Genomic DNA, 18,257 nt, shown 5'->3' on the forward strand with positions numbered 1-18,257 from the left:
ACGCCAGCCCCGACCGTCACCAATCAGGCCAGTTGCTGGTCGATGAACGCGGTGAGCTGCGTCTTGCTCATCGCGCCGACCTTGGTGGCGGCCAACTGGCCGTCCTTGAACAGCATGAGGGTCGGGATGCCGCGGATGCCGAACTTGGCAGGCACTTCGCGGTTCTCGTCCACATTCATCTTGGCGACGGTCAGCTTGTCTTTGTAGGTGTTTGCGACTTCGTCCAGGATGGGCGCGATCATTTTGCAGGGGCCGCACCATTCGGCCCAGTAATCCACCAGCACCGTGGTGCCCGGTTGCAGCACATCGGTTTCAAAACTGGCGTCGGAAAGGTGTTTGATGAGTTCGCTTGCCATGGCACATTCCTTTGTGGAGCAAGTTGAGGTGGGCGGGTCCGGATAAAGTCAGGGGATTGTGACAGAAAGATATTTCCCGCCCCACGGTGTGGCCGCGGCCTCCACCGCTATGACAGTCATAGCGAAAAACGATGCGCCCGGCAGCGTTTGGGGCCCGGTGCTGGACCGGGTGCAGGCCCACATCCGGCGCACCGGCGCACACCCTGCGGCCACCGTGGTGCTGGTGCCGTACGCCCAGCTCATGGCCGAGGCGCAGCGCGAATGGGCGCGCCGCGTGCCCGACGGCTTCGCGCCGCGTTTCGAGACCACCCGGAACTGGGCCTCCCGCATCGCCCCTTTCGTGCCGGAAGGCGATGACCTCTCGCACGACATGGGGCGCGACACCCTCACTGCGCGCGCGTTGCTCGACCGGGTCGGCCTGACCGAGCAGCGCGACGTGCTGGCCGCGCCGCTGCTGGAGGCGGCGGCGCAATTGGCCAGCGTCGTCTGCGCCGTGCCGCCGTCCGAGCGCGACGCGTGGGCGGTGGGCGCGCGCGAATCGATGCCCCCCGCAGGTGACGGCGCGGCACTGCGCTACGAGGCGGCGGTGGCGCGCATCGCTCTCGAATGGGTGCTGGCGTCTCGCCACGCAACGGACGTGCTGTTCGAGCCGGGCACGCAATCGGCCGTGGATGCGCTGGTGGTGCTTGGCGGCTTCCAGGCCGATCCGCTGGCCAAGACGCTCTGCACGCGGTGGGGCGACCGCGCACTGTCCCTGCCGCTTGGTGAGCCGCCTGAAACGGCGCTGCCCGCGCTCGGCGAGGTGTTCCTGCACGAGGCCACCGATGCCGAGGAGGAAGCCCAACGCGCGGCGGCGTGCGTGCTGCACCGCCTGGCGCAGGGCCACGCGCCGCTGGCCCTGGCCGCGATCGACCGGGCGTTGACGCGCCGCATCAGCGCGCTGCTGCAGGGCCGCGGGGTGGCCGTGCACGACGAGAACGGCTGGACCTTGTCCACCACGCGCGCGGCGTCCCATGCCATGGTGGCGCTGCGGGCCTGTGCCTGGAACGCCTCCGCCGACGCGGTACTGGACTGGCTCAAGCACGTGCCGGCCGCCAGCCCGCAGGCGGTGGGCGCGGCCGAGAAATGGCTGCGCAGGGCCGGCACCGGCCACTGGACGGCCATCGAGGAACGCAGCGATGCCATGCCGCCTGCAGCGGCTGCAGTGCAAGCGCTCATCGCCCAGGTACAAGCCTGGCGCACGCCCTGGCAGGCCGCGAGGCCGGTGGCGGCATGGCTGGACGCACTGCGCGAGTTGCTGCAGGCAACGGGGCAATGGGAGGCGCTGCAGGCCGACGCCGCGGGGGAGCGCGTGCTGGCAGAGCTGCGGCTGCAGGACGGGTGGCCCTCCGATCTGGAGGGGCTGGCGAGCGCAGGGCGGCCCATGGCGCTGGCCGAGTTCACCCGCTGGGTGAACGAGGTGCTGGAAGCCGCACGCTACCGGCCCGGCCACGACGGCAGCGCTTCGGTGTTCGTCGTGCCGCTGCCGCAGATCCTGGCGCGCCGGTTCGCCACGCTGGTGGTGCCCGGCTGCGACGAAAAGCGCCTGCCGCCCGCTCCAGAGCCCCCCGGCGCCTGGATCCGGGTGCAGCGCGAGTGCCTGGGCCTGCCCACCCGCGAGGCGCTGGAGGCCGCCCAGCGCGCGGCCTGGCGCAATGCCTTGTGCACCGCCCACGTGGATGTGCTGTGGCGCAGCGGCGATGACGGGGGAGAGCCGTTGCTGGCCAGTCCGCTGGTGCTGGCCCTGCAGTTGGACGGCCAGGCCCGCGCCGGCACCGATCCGCGAAGTGCGCGCGAAGTGCCGCTCGCACCCGTGCCCCGGCCGATGCCGACGGGCGAGGCCCTGCCCGTGCTGCAGTTGTCCTCCACCGCCTATTCCGATCTGCGCCACTGCCCCTACCGCTTCTTCGCGCTGCGCCAGTTGGGCCTGCAGGAATCCGACGAGCTGGGCGCCGAAGTGGGCAAGCGGGATTTCGGCAACTGGCTGCATGCCGTGCTCCAGCACTTCCACGAGGCTCTGCAGGCGGCGCCCAACGAAGCCTTGTCGGCGCGCCGCGCGCTCATGGATGCCGCGGCCGAGGCCGTCACCCGGGCGCAACGGCTGGCGTCGGGCGAGTTCCTGCCGTTCGCCTCCGGCTGGCCGGCCCTGCGCGACGGCTACCTTCGCTGGCTGCAGGACCACGAAGGGCAGGGAGCCGCCTTCCGGCAGGCCGAGGTGCGCTCGACGCAGTCGCTCGGTCCGCTCCAACTGGTGGGCCTGCTCGACCGCATCGATGCCGTCCGCTCCGGCGTGCCGGGCGAAGCACCGACCGTGCTGGTGATCGACTACAAGACCGAGAACGAAGCCGTCACCCGCAAGCGCCTGGCCGCCGGCACCGAGGACACACAGCTGGCGTTCTATGCCGCGCTGCTGCAGGACGACCACCTGCGCGCGGCCTACGTGAACGTGGGCGAGCGCGGCGACACGCGGACCTTCGAGCAGCCCGACATCGTGGCCCTGCGCGACCAGCTGGTGGAGGGCATCCTGCACGACTTCGAACGCATCGCTGCCGGTGCCGCCATGCCGGCGCTGGGCGAGGGGGCCGTGTGCGACTACTGCGCCGCGCGCGGCCTGTGCCGCAAGGATTTCTGGGCATGAAGAACGCACCATGACGCTGGCCGCTTACGAACACAACGGCCGCCCGGTCACGCGCGAGGCGTTCTATGCGATTGCCTGCGATCCGGACCGCAGCGTGGCGGTGGAGGCCTGCGCGGGCGCGGGCAAGACCTGGATGCTCGTCTCCCGCATGCTGCGCGCCTTGCTGGACGGCTGCGCGCCGCACGAAATCTTGGCCATCACGTTCACGCGCAAGGCCGCGGGCGAGATGCGCCAGCGCCTGCAGGAATGGCTGCAAGAATTTGCCCAGGCCGAGCCCGAGCGCCTGGCCCGGGAACTGGTCGCCCGCGGCATCCCGCCCGATCGCGCGCTGGACAAGCGCGCGCTGCTGAAGACGTTGTACCGCTCGATGCTCGAATCCGGGCGGCCGGTGCAGATCCGCACCTTCCACAGCTGGTTCGCCGCGCTGCTGGGCACGGCGCCGCTGGCGGTGCTGCACGCGCGCGGGCTGCCCGGCAACTACGAGCTGCTGGAGGACGACGCCGAGGCCGTGCGCCAGGTCTGGCCGCCGTTCCTGCAGCAGGTGGCCGACGATGCCGCGCTGCATGCCGACTATCTTGCGGCGGTGGCCTCGCATGGGCGGTCGCAGACGCACAAGGCCCTGGGCGCGGCGCTGTCCAAGCGCATCGAGTTCGAACTGGCGGACGCGGCCGGCGTGATCGACGCCTCGGTCCCGCCGTTCCATGCGCACTTCCCCGACCTGCAGGGGCTGGACAGCCCGGCCCACGCGCTGGAGGGCGATGCGGCGCGCGCCCGCTGGCTGGCCCGCGCGAGCGCCCTGGGCACCGAATCCAACAAGACGCCGCAGAAGGCGGCCGACGCGGTGATCGATGCCTTCGCATGCGAGGACCCGCACGAGCGCCTGGAGCGTTTGCGCCGCGCCTTCTTCGTGGCCAAGGAAGACCGGCTCAGCAAGAATCTGGAGAAGTTCGCCGTGGCGCAGGAGGCCGAGGCCGAGCTGCAGCGCCTGTGTCTGGCACGCCGCCAGCACGAGGCTTGGGGCCACCACCACCGCATGGCCCGGCTCACGCGCGCCCTGGTGGCTGCGTTCGCTGCGCTCAAGCGCGATCGCGGCTGGGTGGACATGAACGATGTGGAGCGCACGGCGCTCGTCATGCTGTCCGACCCGGTGCTGAGCGGATGGGTGCAGGAGCGGCTGGACGCGCGGGTGCGGCATCTGCTCGTGGACGAGTTCCAGGACACCAACCCGCTGCAGTGGCAGGCGCTGCACGCCTGGCTGTCGGGCTATGTGGGCGCTGGCGGGGGGCGTGCGCCCAGCGTGTTCATCGTGGGCGATCCCAAGCAGAGCATCTACCGCTTTCGGCGTGCCGAGCCGCAGGTGTTCCTGGCCGCTCAGGCCTTCGTGCGCCAAGGCCTGGGCGGAGACCTGCTGAGCTGCGACCACACGCGCCGCAATGCCACGGGCGTGATCGACGCGGTCAACCACGTCATGCAGGCCGCGCAGGGCCAGGGGGAATACGCCGGCTTTCGCGACCACACCACCGAGTCCACCGACCCGGGAATGCGGCTGCGTCTGCCCGCCATCACCGCGCCCGACGATGGCGCGGGCCCTGCCTTCGACCCCATGGCGTGGCGCGACAGCCTCACGCAGCCGCGGCACGAGGCCGAGGAAACGTTGCGCATGCGCGAATGCACGCAGGCCGCCCGCTGGGTGGCCGGGCGCATCGCCGACGGCGTGCCGCCGCGCGAGGTGATGGTGCTCGCCCGCAAGCGCGACCGACTGGCCGCCATGCAGGACGCGCTGCGCGACCTGCACCTGCCCTGCGTGCAGCCCGAAAAAGCCGAGCTGGCCGAGGCGCCCGAAGTGCAGGACGTGGTGGCGCTGCTGGATGCGCTGGTCTCGCCGGGCCACGACCTGTCGCTGGCCCGCGCGCTGCGCTCGCCGCTGTTCGGGGTGGGCGACGACACGCTCGTGCGGCTGGCGCTGTGGCGCCGCCAGCCGGAGAACCTCGAATGCAGCTGGCTCGATTTGCTATTAAAAAGTGAGCATCATGCCCTGGAATTTATTGTGCTAGGAGCCGATTTGGCTCTTTACAAGGGTTGGTTCGACGCATTGCCGCCCCACGACGCGCTGCAGGCCTTCTACACCCACCGCGACGTGCTGGCCCGCTATGCCGCTGCCGCGCCCGCCACCCAGCGCGCGAGCGTGCTCGCCAATCTGCGCGCGCTGCTGTCGGCCGCGCTGCAGATCGACGGCGGGCGCTATCTCACGCCCTACGCTTTCGTCCGGGCGATGAAGCGCGCCGGCCAGCGCGCGCCGGGCCGGGTGGACGCGCAGGCGGTGCGCCTGCTCACCGTGCACGGCGCCAAGGGCCTGGAAGCGCACAGCGTGCTGCTGCTGGACACCGACACCCGCCCGCAAAAGGCCGAGACTATGGGCGTGCTGGTGGACTGGCCGGGCGAAGAGCCGCTGCCGCGCCGCTTCTTGTTCCTCGCCAGCGAAAGCACGCCGCCGCCCAGCGCGGTGGACATGCTGGCCGCCGAACAGGCCGAGCGACAGCGCGAAGAACTCAACACCCTGTACGTGGCCATGACGCGGGCCAAGCACTGCCTGGCGGTCTCGTCGGTGCAACCCTCGTCCTCGGCGCCCGGCAGTTGGTGGAACCGGCTGGCGCCCCTGCTGCAGGATGAGGACGAGAACGTCTTGGCTGAACCTTCCGGCGAAGCCTTGCCGCAAAACGATGGACGGGCGCAGGACCATGCCTTGCTGACCGAACTGCCGGCCTGGTCGCCGCCGCCGAAGCCGGAGCCCGATGGCCCGGTCGCTCCGGCGGTGGCCGTATCCACCCCGGCATCGCGCCAGGGCGAGGCCATGCACCAGTTGCTGGAGCAGGCCGCCATGGCAACCGCCGGCGGGCCGTCCCCGTCCAGGGGCGGATGGCCCGCCACGCGGCTGGCACGGCTGGCGGCAGACTTCGACCTGGCGCCGGAGTCCGCTACCCTGGCCGCCGAGATGGCCCAGCGCATCCTGGGCGGCCAGGGCGCCTGGGCATGGCAGGCCGACGCGGTCGATCGGGCGGTGAACGAGGCCACCATCGTTCACGCCGGGCAGACCTTGCGCATCGACCGCCTGGTGCGGCGCATCGATTCCGGCGGCGAGCCGGTGTGGTGGGTGCTCGATTACAAAAGTGCAGCGGACCCCGAGCGCCGCCCCCATCTGATGGCCCAATTGGCGCGCTACCGCGAAGCCGTTCAGGCCCAGATGCCGGGCCACGCGGTGCGCGCGGCGTTCCTCACCGGCGACGGGCGGATGGTGGAGGTGGGCAGCGAGACTGCGCCACCGCCGGCTCCGGCTCCGGCTCCGGCTCCGGCTCCGGCTCCGGCTCCGGCTCCGGTGCAGGGCGCCCTGTTTTGATGGCGCGGCGCGCTGCAGGCTCCCGGCCTGCGGCGCCGCGCCCCGATGTTTCAAAAGCAAAGGTTGAAGATGACTGTTTCCGAATCGATCGCCCCCGTGCTGGCCTGTGATGTCGCCGTGATCGGCGGCGGCCCCGCCGGCCTGATGGCGGCCGAAGTGCTGGCCCGTGGCGGCCTGTCCGTGCATTTGTTCGACGCCATGCCTTCCGTGGGGCGCAAGTTTCTGCTGGCGGGCAAGGGCGGGCTCAACCTCACGCATTCCGAGGCGTTCGAGCCGTTCGCGGCCCGCTTCGGCGAGCGCCGCGCCGCCATCGAGCCCCTGCTGCAGGCCTTCGGCGCCGATGCGGTGCGCGCTTGGGCGCAGGGCTTGGGGGTGGAGACCTTCGTCGGCACCTCGGGCCGGGTGTTCCCCTCCGACATGAAGGCCGCGCCGCTGCTGCGCGCCTGGCTGCACCGCCTGCGCGGCCAGGGGGTGGTGTTCCACATGCGCCATCGCTGGCTGGGCTGGAGCGACGCGGCCGCCGCGCAGGACGGCGATGCGGCCGCCATGACACTGGGTTTCACCAGCCCTGCGGGCCTGGTGCCGGTGCAGGCCCGGGCCGTGGTGCTTTCGCTGGGTGGCGGCAGTTGGGCCCGGCTGGGCTCCGACGGCGCGTGGGTGCCGCTGTTGGCCGAAAAGGGTGTATTAGTGGCCCCGCTGCGCCCGGCCAACTGCGGCTTCGACACGGTGCGCGCCGGTGGCGCACCGGCAGGCGAGACGCGGCGGGAATTCCTGCGCGAGCTGATCGGGCGGGCACCCGATCCGGCCGGCTGGACGCCGCATTTCACCGAGCGCTTTGCCGGGCAGCCTTTCAAGTCGGTCGCGCTGCATTTCTCCGACCGCCAGGGGCGCACGTTCAGCCGCCGGGGCGAGTTCGTGGCCACGGCCACCGGCGTGGAGGGCAGCCTGATCTACGCGGTCTCCAGCCTGCTGCGCGACGAGATCGAGGCGCATGGCCATGCCACGTTCACCCTGGATCTGCTGCCCGACCACACGCCCGAGCGCGTGCTCAAGGAAGTGCGCCATCCGCGCGGTGCCCGCAGCCTCAGCAGCCACCTCAAGAGCCGCCTGGGGCTGGACGGCATCAAGATGGGCATCCTGTACGAGCAACTGGGCAAGGAGGGCATGAACGACGCCACCGCCCTGGCCCAGGCCATCAAGGCGCTGCCCATCACCGTGGGCGCGGCCCGTCCGCTGGACGAAGCCATCAGCACCGCGGGCGGGGTGCCGTTCGAGGCGATGGATGGCTGCCTCATGCTGACGGCCCTGCCCGGCGTTTTCTGCGCGGGCGAAATGCTGGACTGGGAGGCCCCCACGGGCGGCTACCTGATGACGGCCTGCATGGCCAGTGGCATGGCCGCTGCCGAAGGGGCGAAGGCCTGGCTGCAGCGGGCCTGATCAGGCGCTTTGAGGCTGAGCCTGGGGCTGTGCCGTTGCTGCCGGGGACGCCTCACCGTCGGGGCCGAAGTGCATGCAGAAACGGTTCTTGCCTTCGCGCTTGGCCCGGTAAAGGCCCAGATCCGCGCGCCGGATCAGTTCGGAGGTGGTGCAGTCCGCCTCCCCGCGGGTCAGGCCGGCGCTGATGGACAGCCGGCGGCCCTGGAAGGCAGGGTGGTCCACGGGCACCGCGTACAACGTGTTCACGGTGTTGACCAGCGCCTGGGCGAGTTCGCAGGCCTCGGGCAACGTGGCGGCCTCCACCACCACGCCGAACTCCTCGCCGCCCAGGCGGCCGCACAGGTGCCGGCCGGCCTGCCGCTTCAATGCCGAAGCGACGTCCTTCAGCACCACGTCGCCCTGGTCGTGCCCGAACTGGTCATTGATCGACTTGAAGTCATCGATGTCGATCATCATGAAATACAGGCCTTCGATGTACCCGGCGTCCTGCAACGACTGCATGTGCTTGAGCAGGCTGCGGCGGTTGGCCAGGCCGGTCAGCGCATCCTGGTAGGCCAGGGTTTCCAGTTCCAGTTGCTGCCGGTGGCTGTCTTCCCGCAGGCGAAAGAGGGCCATGTTCAGCAGCATCCCGCACAGCGACGACAGTGTGACGATCAGCATGCTCCAGACGGGGTCGTGCGCGGAGCGCATCTGTTGGAAATCACCGTGCCCGAACGCGAGCCAGATGACGGCCACTGATGCCAGGTACTGCCATGTCGAGATGAACATGAAGGCGATCAGCAGCGTGAAGGCCACCCCCAGGGCCAGGCAGAAGTAGACCCCGACCGGGCTCGGCACCGACAGCAGCCAGAAGCCATGGGCCAGCAGGCCACATGCCGGCAAGGCGGCCAGCACGACCCTGCCGGGGGTGCTTGCGAACATCGATGTGATGATGCAGCAGTAGAAGGCGATCGCCAGCAGGGCGAACAGGATGTTGTCGTAGTGGTAGGTGGGCGCGGCCGTCCACCACGCCGCCAGCCAGCCCAGGGAGCCGAACGCAAGGAGGGAGCCGTTGACGCGCCGCATCTTTTCAAACGTGAACTGGTCCAGCGGCTTGGCGTTGGACTTTTCCTCGATCACAGACGGGCTGGCACTGGCGACACGCGACGGCTCGGCCGCCGGTGGCGCATCAGCCGTGTCGCACAGGTAGGCGGTTCCTTGCGCTTGACCTTCTGCCATATCGGCTCCTCAAAAGAAACAAATGGTAACTTGAAAATGCTAAATGTGAATATTTTGGAAAGTCGCCTGGGGTCTTAAGCCTTGAACGGCCGGCTTGGCATGACAGTCGGCGGGGGCAGGTCTGGCTTTTCTGGGCATACGCCAATAGACAAAAGCAGCCACTGCACAGGACAGGCTTGGCAAGAAGGCATGGAACATGCCCCATCCATGCATGCCGATGCCGATGCCGTTGCCTGTTTCCGTGAGTTGGGTTGGAACATGCGCGTTGCAGGGAACGCACAGGATGCGCAGGCTCAGGCTGCGAGCGGTGAGTGCCCAGGCGGCGCTTGCCGGTCACTGGATTGGCCGAGCCGGATGTCGCGAGAGTTTTGGAAAGGGAAAGAAGCCGCGGCGTGGACCGCTTTGGGGGGACATGCCCTGCGCCAAGGGCCGTGAAAGGCTTGGCAGGGATGGCTGGAAAGATAGTTGACGAGCCTTACCCCCGGCACTGACTCTACAGTTAGGGCTGCTTGGTTCCCCACCTGACCCGGTTGGCTGCTTCACCATGCGGGGAGGCCCGTCACCGCCGATTGTAGGCGATAAAGCAGGCCGTTCCGGCCGGGCCGACCCTGCACGCCGTGCAGGTGTTGGCCATGGTGGCCTGACAGCGGGGCGCACCGGGGCCCGGCGTGGAATCGGTACCCCGGCGATCCGGGAGGGCGCGCCCGGCCACATAGAATCCCCCTATGTCTTACCTCGTGCTCGCCCGCAAATACCGTCCCAAGACCTTCTCGGAGATGGTGGGCCAGGAGCATGTGGTGCAGGCGCTGTCCAATGCGCTCACGCAGCAGCGGCTGCACCATGCCTATCTTTTCACCGGCACGCGCGGCGTGGGCAAGACCACGGTGTCGCGCATTCTGGCCAAGTCGCTCAATTGCCAGGGCCCGGACGGGCAGGGCGGCATCACGGCCACCCCTTGCGGCGTGTGCCAGGCCTGCACCGACATCGACAGCGGCCGCTTCGTGGACTACACCGAGCTTGATGCCGCCTCCAATCGCGGCGTGGATGAAGTACAGGGCCTGCTGGAGCAGGCGGTCTACAAGCCGGTGCAGGGGCGCTTCAAGGTCTTCATGATCGACGAAGTGCACATGCTTACCAACACGGCGTTCAACGCCATGCTGAAGACGCTGGAAGAGCCGCCCGAATACCTCAAGTTCGTGCTGGCCACGACCGATCCGCAGAAGGTGCCGGTCACGGTGCTCTCGCGCTGCCTGCAGTTCAACCTGCGCCCGATGGCGCCCGAGACGGTGCTCGAGCACCTGGGGCGCGTTCTGGCGCAGGAGAACGTGCCGGCCGAACCCCAGGCGCTTCGCCTGCTGTCGCGTGCGGCGCGGGGCTCGATGCGGGATGCGCTTTCGCTCACCGATCAGGCCATCGCGTTCGGCAGCGGCCAGTTGCAGGAAGCCGGCGTGCGCCAGATGCTGGGCAGCGTGGACCGGTCGTACGTGTTCCGCCTGATCGAAGCCCTGGCCCAGGGCGATGGCCGCACGGTGGTGGAAACCTCCGATGCCCTGCGCTTGAACGGCTTGTCTGCCGCCTCCACGCTGGAGGAGATGAGCGCGGTGCTCCAACGCATGGCCGTCATGCAGGCCGTGCCGAACATGGCCCAGGCGCTGGATGCCAACGACCCCGAGGCCGTGGAAATCGCCCGCCTGGCCGCGCAGATGCCTGCGGACGAAACCCAGCTGCTCTACAGCATTTGCCTGCACGGCCGTGCTGAATTGGGGCTGGCCCCGGACGAATACGCGGCGCTGACCATGGCGTTGCTGCGGTTGCTGGCCTTCAAGCCGGCGGATGGCTCGGCAGCCCCGGCCCCTTCGGCTGAAAAAAAAACTCTGACGCCGGTTGAGCCGGCACCCGCGCAGCTCGCGACCCGGGGGGCAACCGCCACCGATGTGATGCCATTGCAGCGGCCAGTGGCCGAATCGGCGCGCGATGCGGGTGCGCCTGCAGCGCCGATGCCGGCGCAGGCCGCCAACGCCGCTGTTGCCGAGACGGAGCCATCCGTCGCAGCCACGCCGGTGTCCGCGCCCGATTCCGCGCCCCCGTGGGAAGACGTCTCGGCGCCGGTGCAGCCCCCTCCCGGCGAGCCGGGGCCGCCAGCGGCGCCGGTGCAGCTGCCGGTCCATTCGGCCGAGGATTTCCGCCGCGCGGCGGCCCCACCTGCGCCTGTGCCAGCGCCTGCGCAACGACCGATGGCGTCGGCGCCCGAATACATGGCGATCCCCGTGCGCACGTCGCCCGAGCCGGGCGCGCGCCTGCAGCCGCTCGCGCCGACGGGTTCCCTTCCTGCATCCGCCCGCTACACGGCCACGGAAGAGGGCGATGTCTGGCACGCCACCGTGCAGCAACTGGTGGCCGCCGAGGCCATTGCGGCGCTGGTGCGGGAGTTGGCCCTGCAGTCCCAGTTGGTGGCGCGTGATGCCGGACACTGGCTGCTGCGCGTGGAGCGCGAATCGCTCAACCAGCCGGTGGCGCGAGAGCGCCTGCGGGCGGCGCTGGAGGCCGCGGGCCATGCGACCCAGATCAGCGTCGAACTGGGCGTGGTCATCGACAGCCCGGCCCGGCGCAATGCGGCCGCCGCGGCAGAGCGCCAGCGCGTGGCCGAGGAGATCGTGCACAACGACCCGTACGTGCAGACGCTGGTGCGGGACTTCGGCGCCAAGATCGTGCCGGGCAGCATCAAGCCGGCGTGACAGAAGGCGTTGCCATCTTCCACGCGGTTCATTCGCTCATTCATTCAAGCCTCCCCTTCATTCCCATTAGAAAAGGAAAACTCACATGTTCAACAAGGGACAACTCGCCGGCCTCATGAAGCAGGCCCAGGCCATGCAGGACAACCTGAAGAAGGCCCAGGACGAACTCGGCAACATCGAAGTGGAAGGCGAATCCGGCGCGGGCCTGGTGAAGGTGCTCATGACCTGCAAGCACGACGTCAAGCGCGTGACCATCGACCCCAGCCTGTTGGCCGATGACAAGGACATGCTCGAAGACCTGGTGGCCGCCGCCTTCAATGCGGCCGTGCGCAAGGCAGAAGAAACCTCGCAGGAAAAGATGGGCAAGCTGACCGCGGGCATGCCGGGCCTGCCTCCCGGAATGAAGTTCCCTTTCTGACACAGACGGCCGTCCCTGTCCGTGCGACTGCAGCGGCTGGAGCGTCGGTGGATGGCTTGGACGGGGGCCAGATCGTTCGCTTGCCTTCCGTTTGCAGCCGCCGGGCTCGCCGCACCCTTTCCATGCCCTTCACGGGCATGTTTTCTTGATTCTTGAACGGCGCCTTGCATGTCCGACACCAATTCCCTCAATGCCCTGGTCCAGGCGCTGCGCCGCCTGCCGGGCGTGGGCGTGAAGTCGGCACAGCGCATGGCCTTCCATCTGCTGCAGCATGACCGCGAAGGCGCCGAGGTGCTGTCGCGGGCGCTCCATGAAGCGACGGTGTCGGTGCACCACTGCGAACGCTGCCACACCTTCACCGAAGCCGCGGTGTGCGACACCTGCCTGGACCCGGAACGCGATGCCAGCCGGCTGGCCGTGGTGGAAACCCCGGCCGATCAGGCCGCGCTGGAGCGTACGGCGGCGTTTCGCGGGCTGTATTTCGTGCTCATGGGGCGGCTGTCGCCACTGGACGGGGTGGGTCCGAAGGACATCGGGCTGCAAAAGCTCATGGAGCGGGCCACCGATGGCGTGGTGCAGGAGGTTATCCTGGCCACCAATTTCACGGCCGAGGGCGAGGCCACGGCCTATGTCATCAGCGAGGCACTCAAGAGCCGGGGGCTACATGTGACCCGGCTGGCCCGCGGGGTTCCGGTGGGTAGTGAGCTGGAATACGTGGACCTGGGCACCATCGCGCATGCGCTGGTAGATCGCCGCTGACACTATAAAATTGATAGCTTCCGGCGCAATATCCAATTGCGCTGGAGCATGAAAAGGCTTGAACCATGAACTCCCTGCATGTCGCGCATTTCACCGTCGCCTACTGGTGCGTGCTCCTGATGGCGCTGCTGCCCATGGTGTGCGCCCTGATCGCCAAGCGCGGCAGCTTCCAGGTGTCCGACAACCGCGATCCGCGAGGGTGGGCCTCCCGGCAGACCGACTGGCGCGCCCGCGCGCTGGCCGCGCAGTCCAACACCTTCGAGGCGCTGCCGTTCTTCATCGGTGCGGTGGTGATCGCGCACCAGTTGGGGGCCGGGCAGACGCTGCTGGATATCCTGGCGTTCCTCTTCGTGATGCTGCGCGTCTTCTACGTGATGATGTACGTGTCCGACCTGCCCACCGCCCGCAGCGCCGTGTGGCTGGGGGCGCTGGTGGTCAACATCGCCATTCTCTTCATCGGCTACCGCTGAGGCGGCGCCGCAGTTGTGCCGCGGCGATCCACCTGCCTGGATCGCCCTGGCACCCATCCCACTAACCCGACTTTCCGTTCATGTCCCTCAGGGATTGCCCTGACGGGGCGGCTGCGCGCAGGTGGCACGATTGCTGCACTGCAGCATTTTCTTGAATTCGCTTTTCCCCATGGATTTTCCTCGCATCCGACGCCGCCACTTCGGTACTTTGTCCGCCCTTTCGATGGCGGGCTGGGCGGGAGCGGATGCCTCGGCGGTGCCGTCGCCGTTCACGGCCGGGACCGGTCCGCTGCGGGTGGCGGTCGGGGGCTCGGGGCTGCTGTACCACCTGCCGCTGACTATCGCTCAGGAGCTGGGTTTCTTCCGGGCCGAGGGGCTTCACGTGGTGGTTCAGGACTACCCGGGCGGTGCCCTGGCCCTGCAGGCACTGCAGGACGGTGAGGCCGACGTGTGCTCGGGCGCCTACGACCACGTGTTGCGCCAGCAACTGCTGGGCCGCAACTATTGCACCATCGTGCTGCAGGGGCGGGCGCCGCAGCTGGCCCTGGCGGCATCGGCGCGGGCCTGGCCCGTCAAGAGCGTGAGCCGCTTCAAGGGCATGCGCGTGGGCGTGTCGGCCCTGGGGTCTTCCACCCACCATGTGGCGCAACTGATGCTGTCGCGGGACGGCGCGCCGCTGGACGAGGTGTCCTTCGTCGGTGTGGGCTCCGCCCTGGGGGCGGTGGCCGCGCTGCGACAGGGGCGGGTGCATGCGCTGTGCCATGCCGATCCGATCGTCAGCGCGCTGGAGCAGCGCGCCGAGGTGCGGGTGCTGTGCGACACGCGCTCGCTCAAAGGGTCGCAGGAGCTGTTCGGCGGCACCATGCCGGCCGCCAGCCTCTATGCGCCGCAGTCGTTCGTGCAAAAGCAGCCGGCCCGCTCGCAGGCCCTGGCCAATGCCATGGTCCATGCCCTCAAATGGCTGCAGACGGCCAGCCCGGCCGACCTGGTGCGCGCCGTGCCGTCCGGCTACCTGCTGGGCGAGCGGGGCGCCTACCTGGCGGCATTCCACAAGGTGCGCGACACCTTCTCGCCCGACGGCCTCATGCCCGATGACGGCCCGGCCAACGCGGCGCGAGTGGTGGCCCGCCTGCGATCCGAACTGGCGCCGCTCAAGATCGATCTCGGGCGCACGTTCACGAACGAATTCGCGCGCAAGGCCAAGCAGAAGTTCAATGCGTGAGGGGCAGGGAGCGCAAGGTGCCGTGCCGGGGGCGGCCGGCACTTTGGCTGAACTGTCCGACACACGGCGGCAAGGGGGTGGCGCTAGAGTCGACGGAGCGCCGACGGCGGTCTTGCCACGGCGCTGCAACGCACCGATTGCGCTCCTTCATTCCATCACTCCAACAAGGATCTTTCCATGTCGCTGAACCTCAGTATCGGCCCCCTCGTTTCCCTGATCGCAGGCATCCTGATCCTGGTCATGCCCCGCCTGCTGAATTACATCGTGGCCCTGTACCTCATCGTGATGGGCGTGCTGGGACTGGTCGGCATGCACAACCTGCGCCTCTGAAGCGCATGCTTGTCGGGCCGCCCCGCGCAAGCGCTGGACGGCCAGCCTCTCCGGGGCAATGCTTTAGTTCGGCCCGGCTGCCGCTCAGCGCTTCTTGCGCGAGGGTGTTCCACCCTTGCGGGTGGGGGCCGCAGGGGCCTTGGCGCCGCGCGTGGAGGTCTGCTTGATGGCCGGGCGCGCGGATGAGGTGGCAGCCAGCTTCACCGGCAGGTACATCACGACCTGCTGGCCGGCCTTGAAGGCGGCGTTGGCCTTGACGTCGTTCCATTCGGCCACATTGGCGGCGCTCACCTTGTAGCGGTTGGCGATGCTGGCGACCGAGTCGCGCTTGCCGGCGCGCACCGTGGTGCGGCGCGTGACGATCTCCGGCGTGAACGCGACCTGCCCGTTGTCGGCCACCTGGCTGGACACGTCCTGCCGCGTGGTGGTGGCGCGGGGCACCATCAGGGCCGAGCCCGCCTTGATCATCATGCGCGGCGGAATGCGGTTCACGCTGCGCAGGTCGTTCTCGCTCATGCCGACGCGTTGGGCAGCGGTTGCCACCGTCATGGTGGTGGGTACGCTCCACACCGTCCAGCTGGCGTACTGGCCTTCGCGGTGGGCTTCCAGGTTCTTGAGGAACACCTTGGCGTTGTCCCAGGGCAGCAGGATCTGCGGCATGCCCGCGGCCAGGATCACGGGGCGGTGCAACGAGGGATTGAGCGCGCGGAAATCCTCTTCGCGCACGCCGGCCAGGCTGGCCACCAGCGAGACATCGATGTCGTGCGTGATGTCCACCGTCTGGAAATAGGGGTGGTTTTCGATCAGCGGCAGTTCGGTGCGAAACGCCTGCGGGTTGGCGACGATGTTCTTCACCGCCTGCAGCTTGGGCACGTACATGCGGGTTTCGGCCGGCATGGTGAGTTCGGTGTAGCTGGTGCCCAGGCCCAGCTTCTGGTTGCGTGCGATGGCCCGGCTCACGCTGCCTTCGCCCCAGTTGTAGGCGGCCAGCGCCAGATGCCAGTCGCCGAACATGCCGTACAGGCGCTGCAGGTAGTCGAGCGCGGCGCGCGTGGAGGCCAGCACGTCGCGGCGGTCGTCGCGGAAGGCGTTCTGCTTGAGCTGGTAGTCACTGCCGGTGGCCGGCATGAACTGCCACATGCCGGCGGCCTTGGCGCTGGAGACGGCCTGCGGATTGAAGGCGCTCTCGATGTAGGGCAGCAGGGCCAGCTCGGTGGGCATCCCCCGCAGTTCGAGCTCTTCGACGATGTGGAACAGGTATTTGCTCGAGCGCTCGGTCATGCGCTGCATGTAGTCGGGGCGCGTGGCATACCACTGCTCGCGGTCGCGCACGAGGTCCTGATCCAGATCTGGCATGGCGAAACCGCGGCGGATGCGGTCCCACAGGTCGGAGGGCGCGTAGAGCGATGCCACCTCGCCGTTGCTGGCCTGCACGGCCGAGATCGGCTGCAGCGGACCGGAGGGGATCAGGGGGGTGTGGGAAGAAGACGAGGTGTCGGTGGTGGCCGGCGCAGAACCGTCCTTGTTCGCGGCGCTTCCGGGCGGGGTGCCTTGCGTGGCGCAGCCGGTGAGCCAGACCACGCTTGCCAGGCCCAGGATGTGCAAAATTTTCATTGAAACTCGTTTTTCCATTGGCGCAGCGCCGCCAGAACGGCCACTGCATCTTGGGGATCGACCTGCGCATCGAAGGCCCGGGCGGCCTGGGCCACCGTGGGTTGCCGCGTGCGCAGGAAAGGGTTGATGTCGCGCTCGGTGGCCAGGCGCGAGGGCAGCGTGGGCCGGCCCTGCTGCCGCAGCGCCTCGCAGTCGCGGGTGTATTGCCGCAACGTCCCGTTGCCGGGCTCCACCGCCCGGGCGAACTTGAGGTTGGACAGCGTGTACTCGTGTGCGCAGCACACACGGGTGTCGCCTGGCAGCGCGGCCAGGGTGTCGAGCGACGCCTGCATCTGCGCGGGCGTGCCTTCGAACAGCCGGCCGCAGCCGCCGGAAAAGAGGGTGTCCCCGCAGAACAGCACGGGGGCGCCGTTCACATCGGGGGCGTAGTAGGCGATGTGCCCCGCCGTGTGGCCGGGCACGTCGAAAACCTGAAAGCGCAGGCCCAGCACCTCGGCCGTGTCGCCCTGCACCAGGCGGGTGATGGGCTCGGGCACGGTTTCGTGCGTGGGGCCGAAGACGCGGGCGCCGGTGGCCTCGCGCAGCGCCGGCACGCCGCCGACATGATCGGCGTGGTGGTGCGTGACTAGAATCGCCTGCAATGGCAGGTCCAGGGTTTGCAATGCCTGCAACACCGGGCCCGCTTCTCCCGGATCGACCACGACCGCAGCCTGCGTGTCGTGCAGCATCCAGATGTAGTTGTCGGTAAAGGCGGGCAGCGGCAGCAAGTTCATGAGCGATGAAATTATAGGTTTGCACCACTGGTTCGACTCTTCCCCCGGCCGATACCTGCTGGCGTGGGAGCAGGAACGCTATGACGAGCTGGTGGCCGACATCTTCGGCTACCACGCCCTGCAGCTCGGAATGCCTGGTTTGCAGGGGCTGCGCGCCAACCGCATGCCCCACCGCTGGCTGGCGCTGGGCGCGGAAGAAACCCTGCTGTGGACCGACGAGGCGGCCGGCTGGCACGCGGCCGGGGCCCTGGGGGGCGGAGAACCGGGCGAGCCCGCCCTGCTGGCCGATCCGGTGGCCCTGCCTTTCTCGGAGAACAGCCTCGATCTGGTGCTGCTGCCGCATGCGCTGGAACTCAGCATCGACCCCCATGCCGCGCTGCGCGAGGTGCAGCGCGTGCTGGTGCCCGAGGGGCGGGTGGTCATCAGCGGGCTGAATCCAGTGAGCCTGTGGGGCCTGCGCCAGCGCCGGGCGCGGCTGTACCAGCGCCTGGGTGCGGGCGGGCGGCTGTACCTGCCCGACGTGGGCGAGTTCATCGGCCACTGGCGGCTGCGCGACTGGCTGCGGCTGCTCAATTTCGAGGTCGAGTCGGTCAGCTTCGGCTGCTACCGGCCGGCGGTGCGCAGCGCGCCCTGGCTGGAGCGTTTCGACTGGATGGACGGACTGGGGGCCCGCTGGTGGCCGATACTCGGGGCCGCCTATGTGGTGGTGGCGGTCAAGCGCGTGCACGGCGTGCGGCTGCTGGGCGCGCCCTGGCGCCGCGCGCCCAAGGGCGCTGCGGCGCCGGTGCCGGTGGCCAATCGCGGCACGGTCCGCGATGGCGGGCCGGCCTTTCATGTGAATGGACGGGAGTAAC

14 protein-coding genes and 1 other RNA gene are annotated in these 18,257 nt (G+C 69.0%); 10 read left to right on the plus strand and 5 right to left on the minus strand.

The window, feature by feature from the left end; translation table 11 throughout:
• Positions 1-23: 23 nt before the first annotated feature.
• Complete coding sequence (gene trxA / locus AVTE2539_RS18240) at positions 24-356, minus strand: thioredoxin TrxA (protein ID WP_272568977.1); 333 nt, start codon at positions 354-356, stop codon at positions 24-26.
• Between the two features lie 109 nt (positions 357-465).
• Between trxA and AVTE2539_RS18245 the strand changes: the two genes are divergently transcribed.
• From AVTE2539_RS18245 to AVTE2539_RS18255, 3 genes are all read left to right on the plus strand, one after another.
• Positions 466-3,033, plus strand: coding sequence for a PD-(D/E)XK nuclease family protein (locus tag AVTE2539_RS18245; RefSeq protein WP_284412736.1), 2,568 nt, complete (start codon positions 466-468; stop codon positions 3,031-3,033).
• 10 nt (positions 3,034-3,043) lie between these two features.
• On the plus strand, positions 3,044-6,427 hold the full coding sequence (locus AVTE2539_RS18250; RefSeq protein ID WP_284412738.1) for a UvrD-helicase domain-containing protein: 3,384 nt from the start codon (positions 3,044-3,046) through the stop codon (positions 6,425-6,427).
• A 69-nt stretch (positions 6,428-6,496) separates the two neighbouring features.
• Positions 6,497-7,864 (plus strand): TIGR03862 family flavoprotein, encoded by a 1,368-nt coding sequence (locus AVTE2539_RS18255; protein WP_284412740.1) that lies wholly within the window; start codon positions 6,497-6,499, stop codon positions 7,862-7,864.
• Here AVTE2539_RS18255 and AVTE2539_RS18260 read toward each other — a convergent pair whose 3' ends face one another.
• Positions 7,865-9,082: a GGDEF domain-containing protein gene (locus AVTE2539_RS18260; RefSeq protein ID WP_284412742.1), complete on the minus strand. Its 1,218-nt coding sequence runs from the start codon at positions 9,080-9,082 to the stop codon at positions 7,865-7,867.
• Positions 9,083-9,546: 464 nt separating this feature from the next.
• Positions 9,547-9,643: signal recognition particle sRNA small type (gene ffs, locus AVTE2539_RS18265), an RNA gene on the minus strand.
• Between the two features lie 164 nt (positions 9,644-9,807).
• Between ffs and dnaX the strand changes: the two genes are divergently transcribed.
• The 6 genes from dnaX (at position 9,808) to AVTE2539_RS18295 (ending at position 15,016) form a co-directional block, all read left to right on the plus strand.
• On the plus strand, positions 9,808-11,817 hold the full coding sequence (gene dnaX, locus AVTE2539_RS18270; RefSeq protein WP_284412744.1) for a DNA polymerase III subunit gamma/tau: 2,010 nt from the start codon (positions 9,808-9,810) through the stop codon (positions 11,815-11,817).
• A gap of 85 nt (positions 11,818-11,902) precedes the next feature.
• On the plus strand, positions 11,903-12,235 hold the full coding sequence (locus tag AVTE2539_RS18275; protein WP_272568985.1) for a YbaB/EbfC family nucleoid-associated protein: 333 nt from the start codon (positions 11,903-11,905) through the stop codon (positions 12,233-12,235).
• Positions 12,236-12,403: 168 nt separating this feature from the next.
• Entirely contained in the window at positions 12,404-12,994 is a 591-nt protein-coding gene (gene recR, locus AVTE2539_RS18280) for a recombination mediator RecR (protein ID WP_284412746.1), read from the plus strand.
• 65 nt (positions 12,995-13,059) lie between these two features.
• On the plus strand, positions 13,060-13,464 hold the full coding sequence (locus AVTE2539_RS18285; RefSeq protein WP_272568988.1) for an MAPEG family protein: 405 nt from the start codon (positions 13,060-13,062) through the stop codon (positions 13,462-13,464).
• A gap of 169 nt (positions 13,465-13,633) precedes the next feature.
• On the plus strand, positions 13,634-14,686 hold the full coding sequence (locus AVTE2539_RS18290) for an ABC transporter substrate-binding protein (RefSeq protein ID WP_284412749.1): 1,053 nt from the start codon (positions 13,634-13,636) through the stop codon (positions 14,684-14,686).
• 177 nt (positions 14,687-14,863) lie between these two features.
• On the plus strand, positions 14,864-15,016 hold the full coding sequence (locus tag AVTE2539_RS18295) for a DUF3096 domain-containing protein (RefSeq protein ID WP_272547845.1): 153 nt from the start codon (positions 14,864-14,866) through the stop codon (positions 15,014-15,016).
• 84 nt (positions 15,017-15,100) lie between these two features.
• Here AVTE2539_RS18295 and AVTE2539_RS18300 read toward each other — a convergent pair whose 3' ends face one another.
• Positions 15,101-16,630 (minus strand): transglycosylase SLT domain-containing protein, encoded by a 1,530-nt coding sequence (locus AVTE2539_RS18300; protein ID WP_284403829.1) that lies wholly within the window; start codon positions 16,628-16,630, stop codon positions 15,101-15,103.
• Positions 16,627-17,403 carry a hydroxyacylglutathione hydrolase gene (gene gloB, locus AVTE2539_RS18305; RefSeq protein WP_284412751.1) on the minus strand — a complete coding sequence of 259 codons (777 nt, stop codon included), beginning with the start codon at positions 17,401-17,403 and terminating at the stop codon, positions 16,627-16,629. The genes AVTE2539_RS18300 and gloB overlap by 4 nt, the downstream gene beginning before the upstream one ends.
• On the opposite strand from gloB, the gene AVTE2539_RS18310 reads away from it, so the two are divergent.
• A complete protein-coding gene (locus tag AVTE2539_RS18310; protein ID WP_284412753.1) occupies positions 17,402-18,256 on the plus strand; it encodes a class I SAM-dependent methyltransferase in 855 nt (284 codons plus the stop codon). The two genes, gloB and AVTE2539_RS18310, sit on opposite strands and share 2 nt — an antisense overlap.
• The last annotated feature ends 1 nt before the right edge of the window (position 18,257 follow it).

Source organism: Acidovorax sp. SUPP2539 (assembly GCF_030158975.1).
GTDB lineage: Bacteria > Pseudomonadota > Gammaproteobacteria > Burkholderiales > Burkholderiaceae_C > Paracidovorax.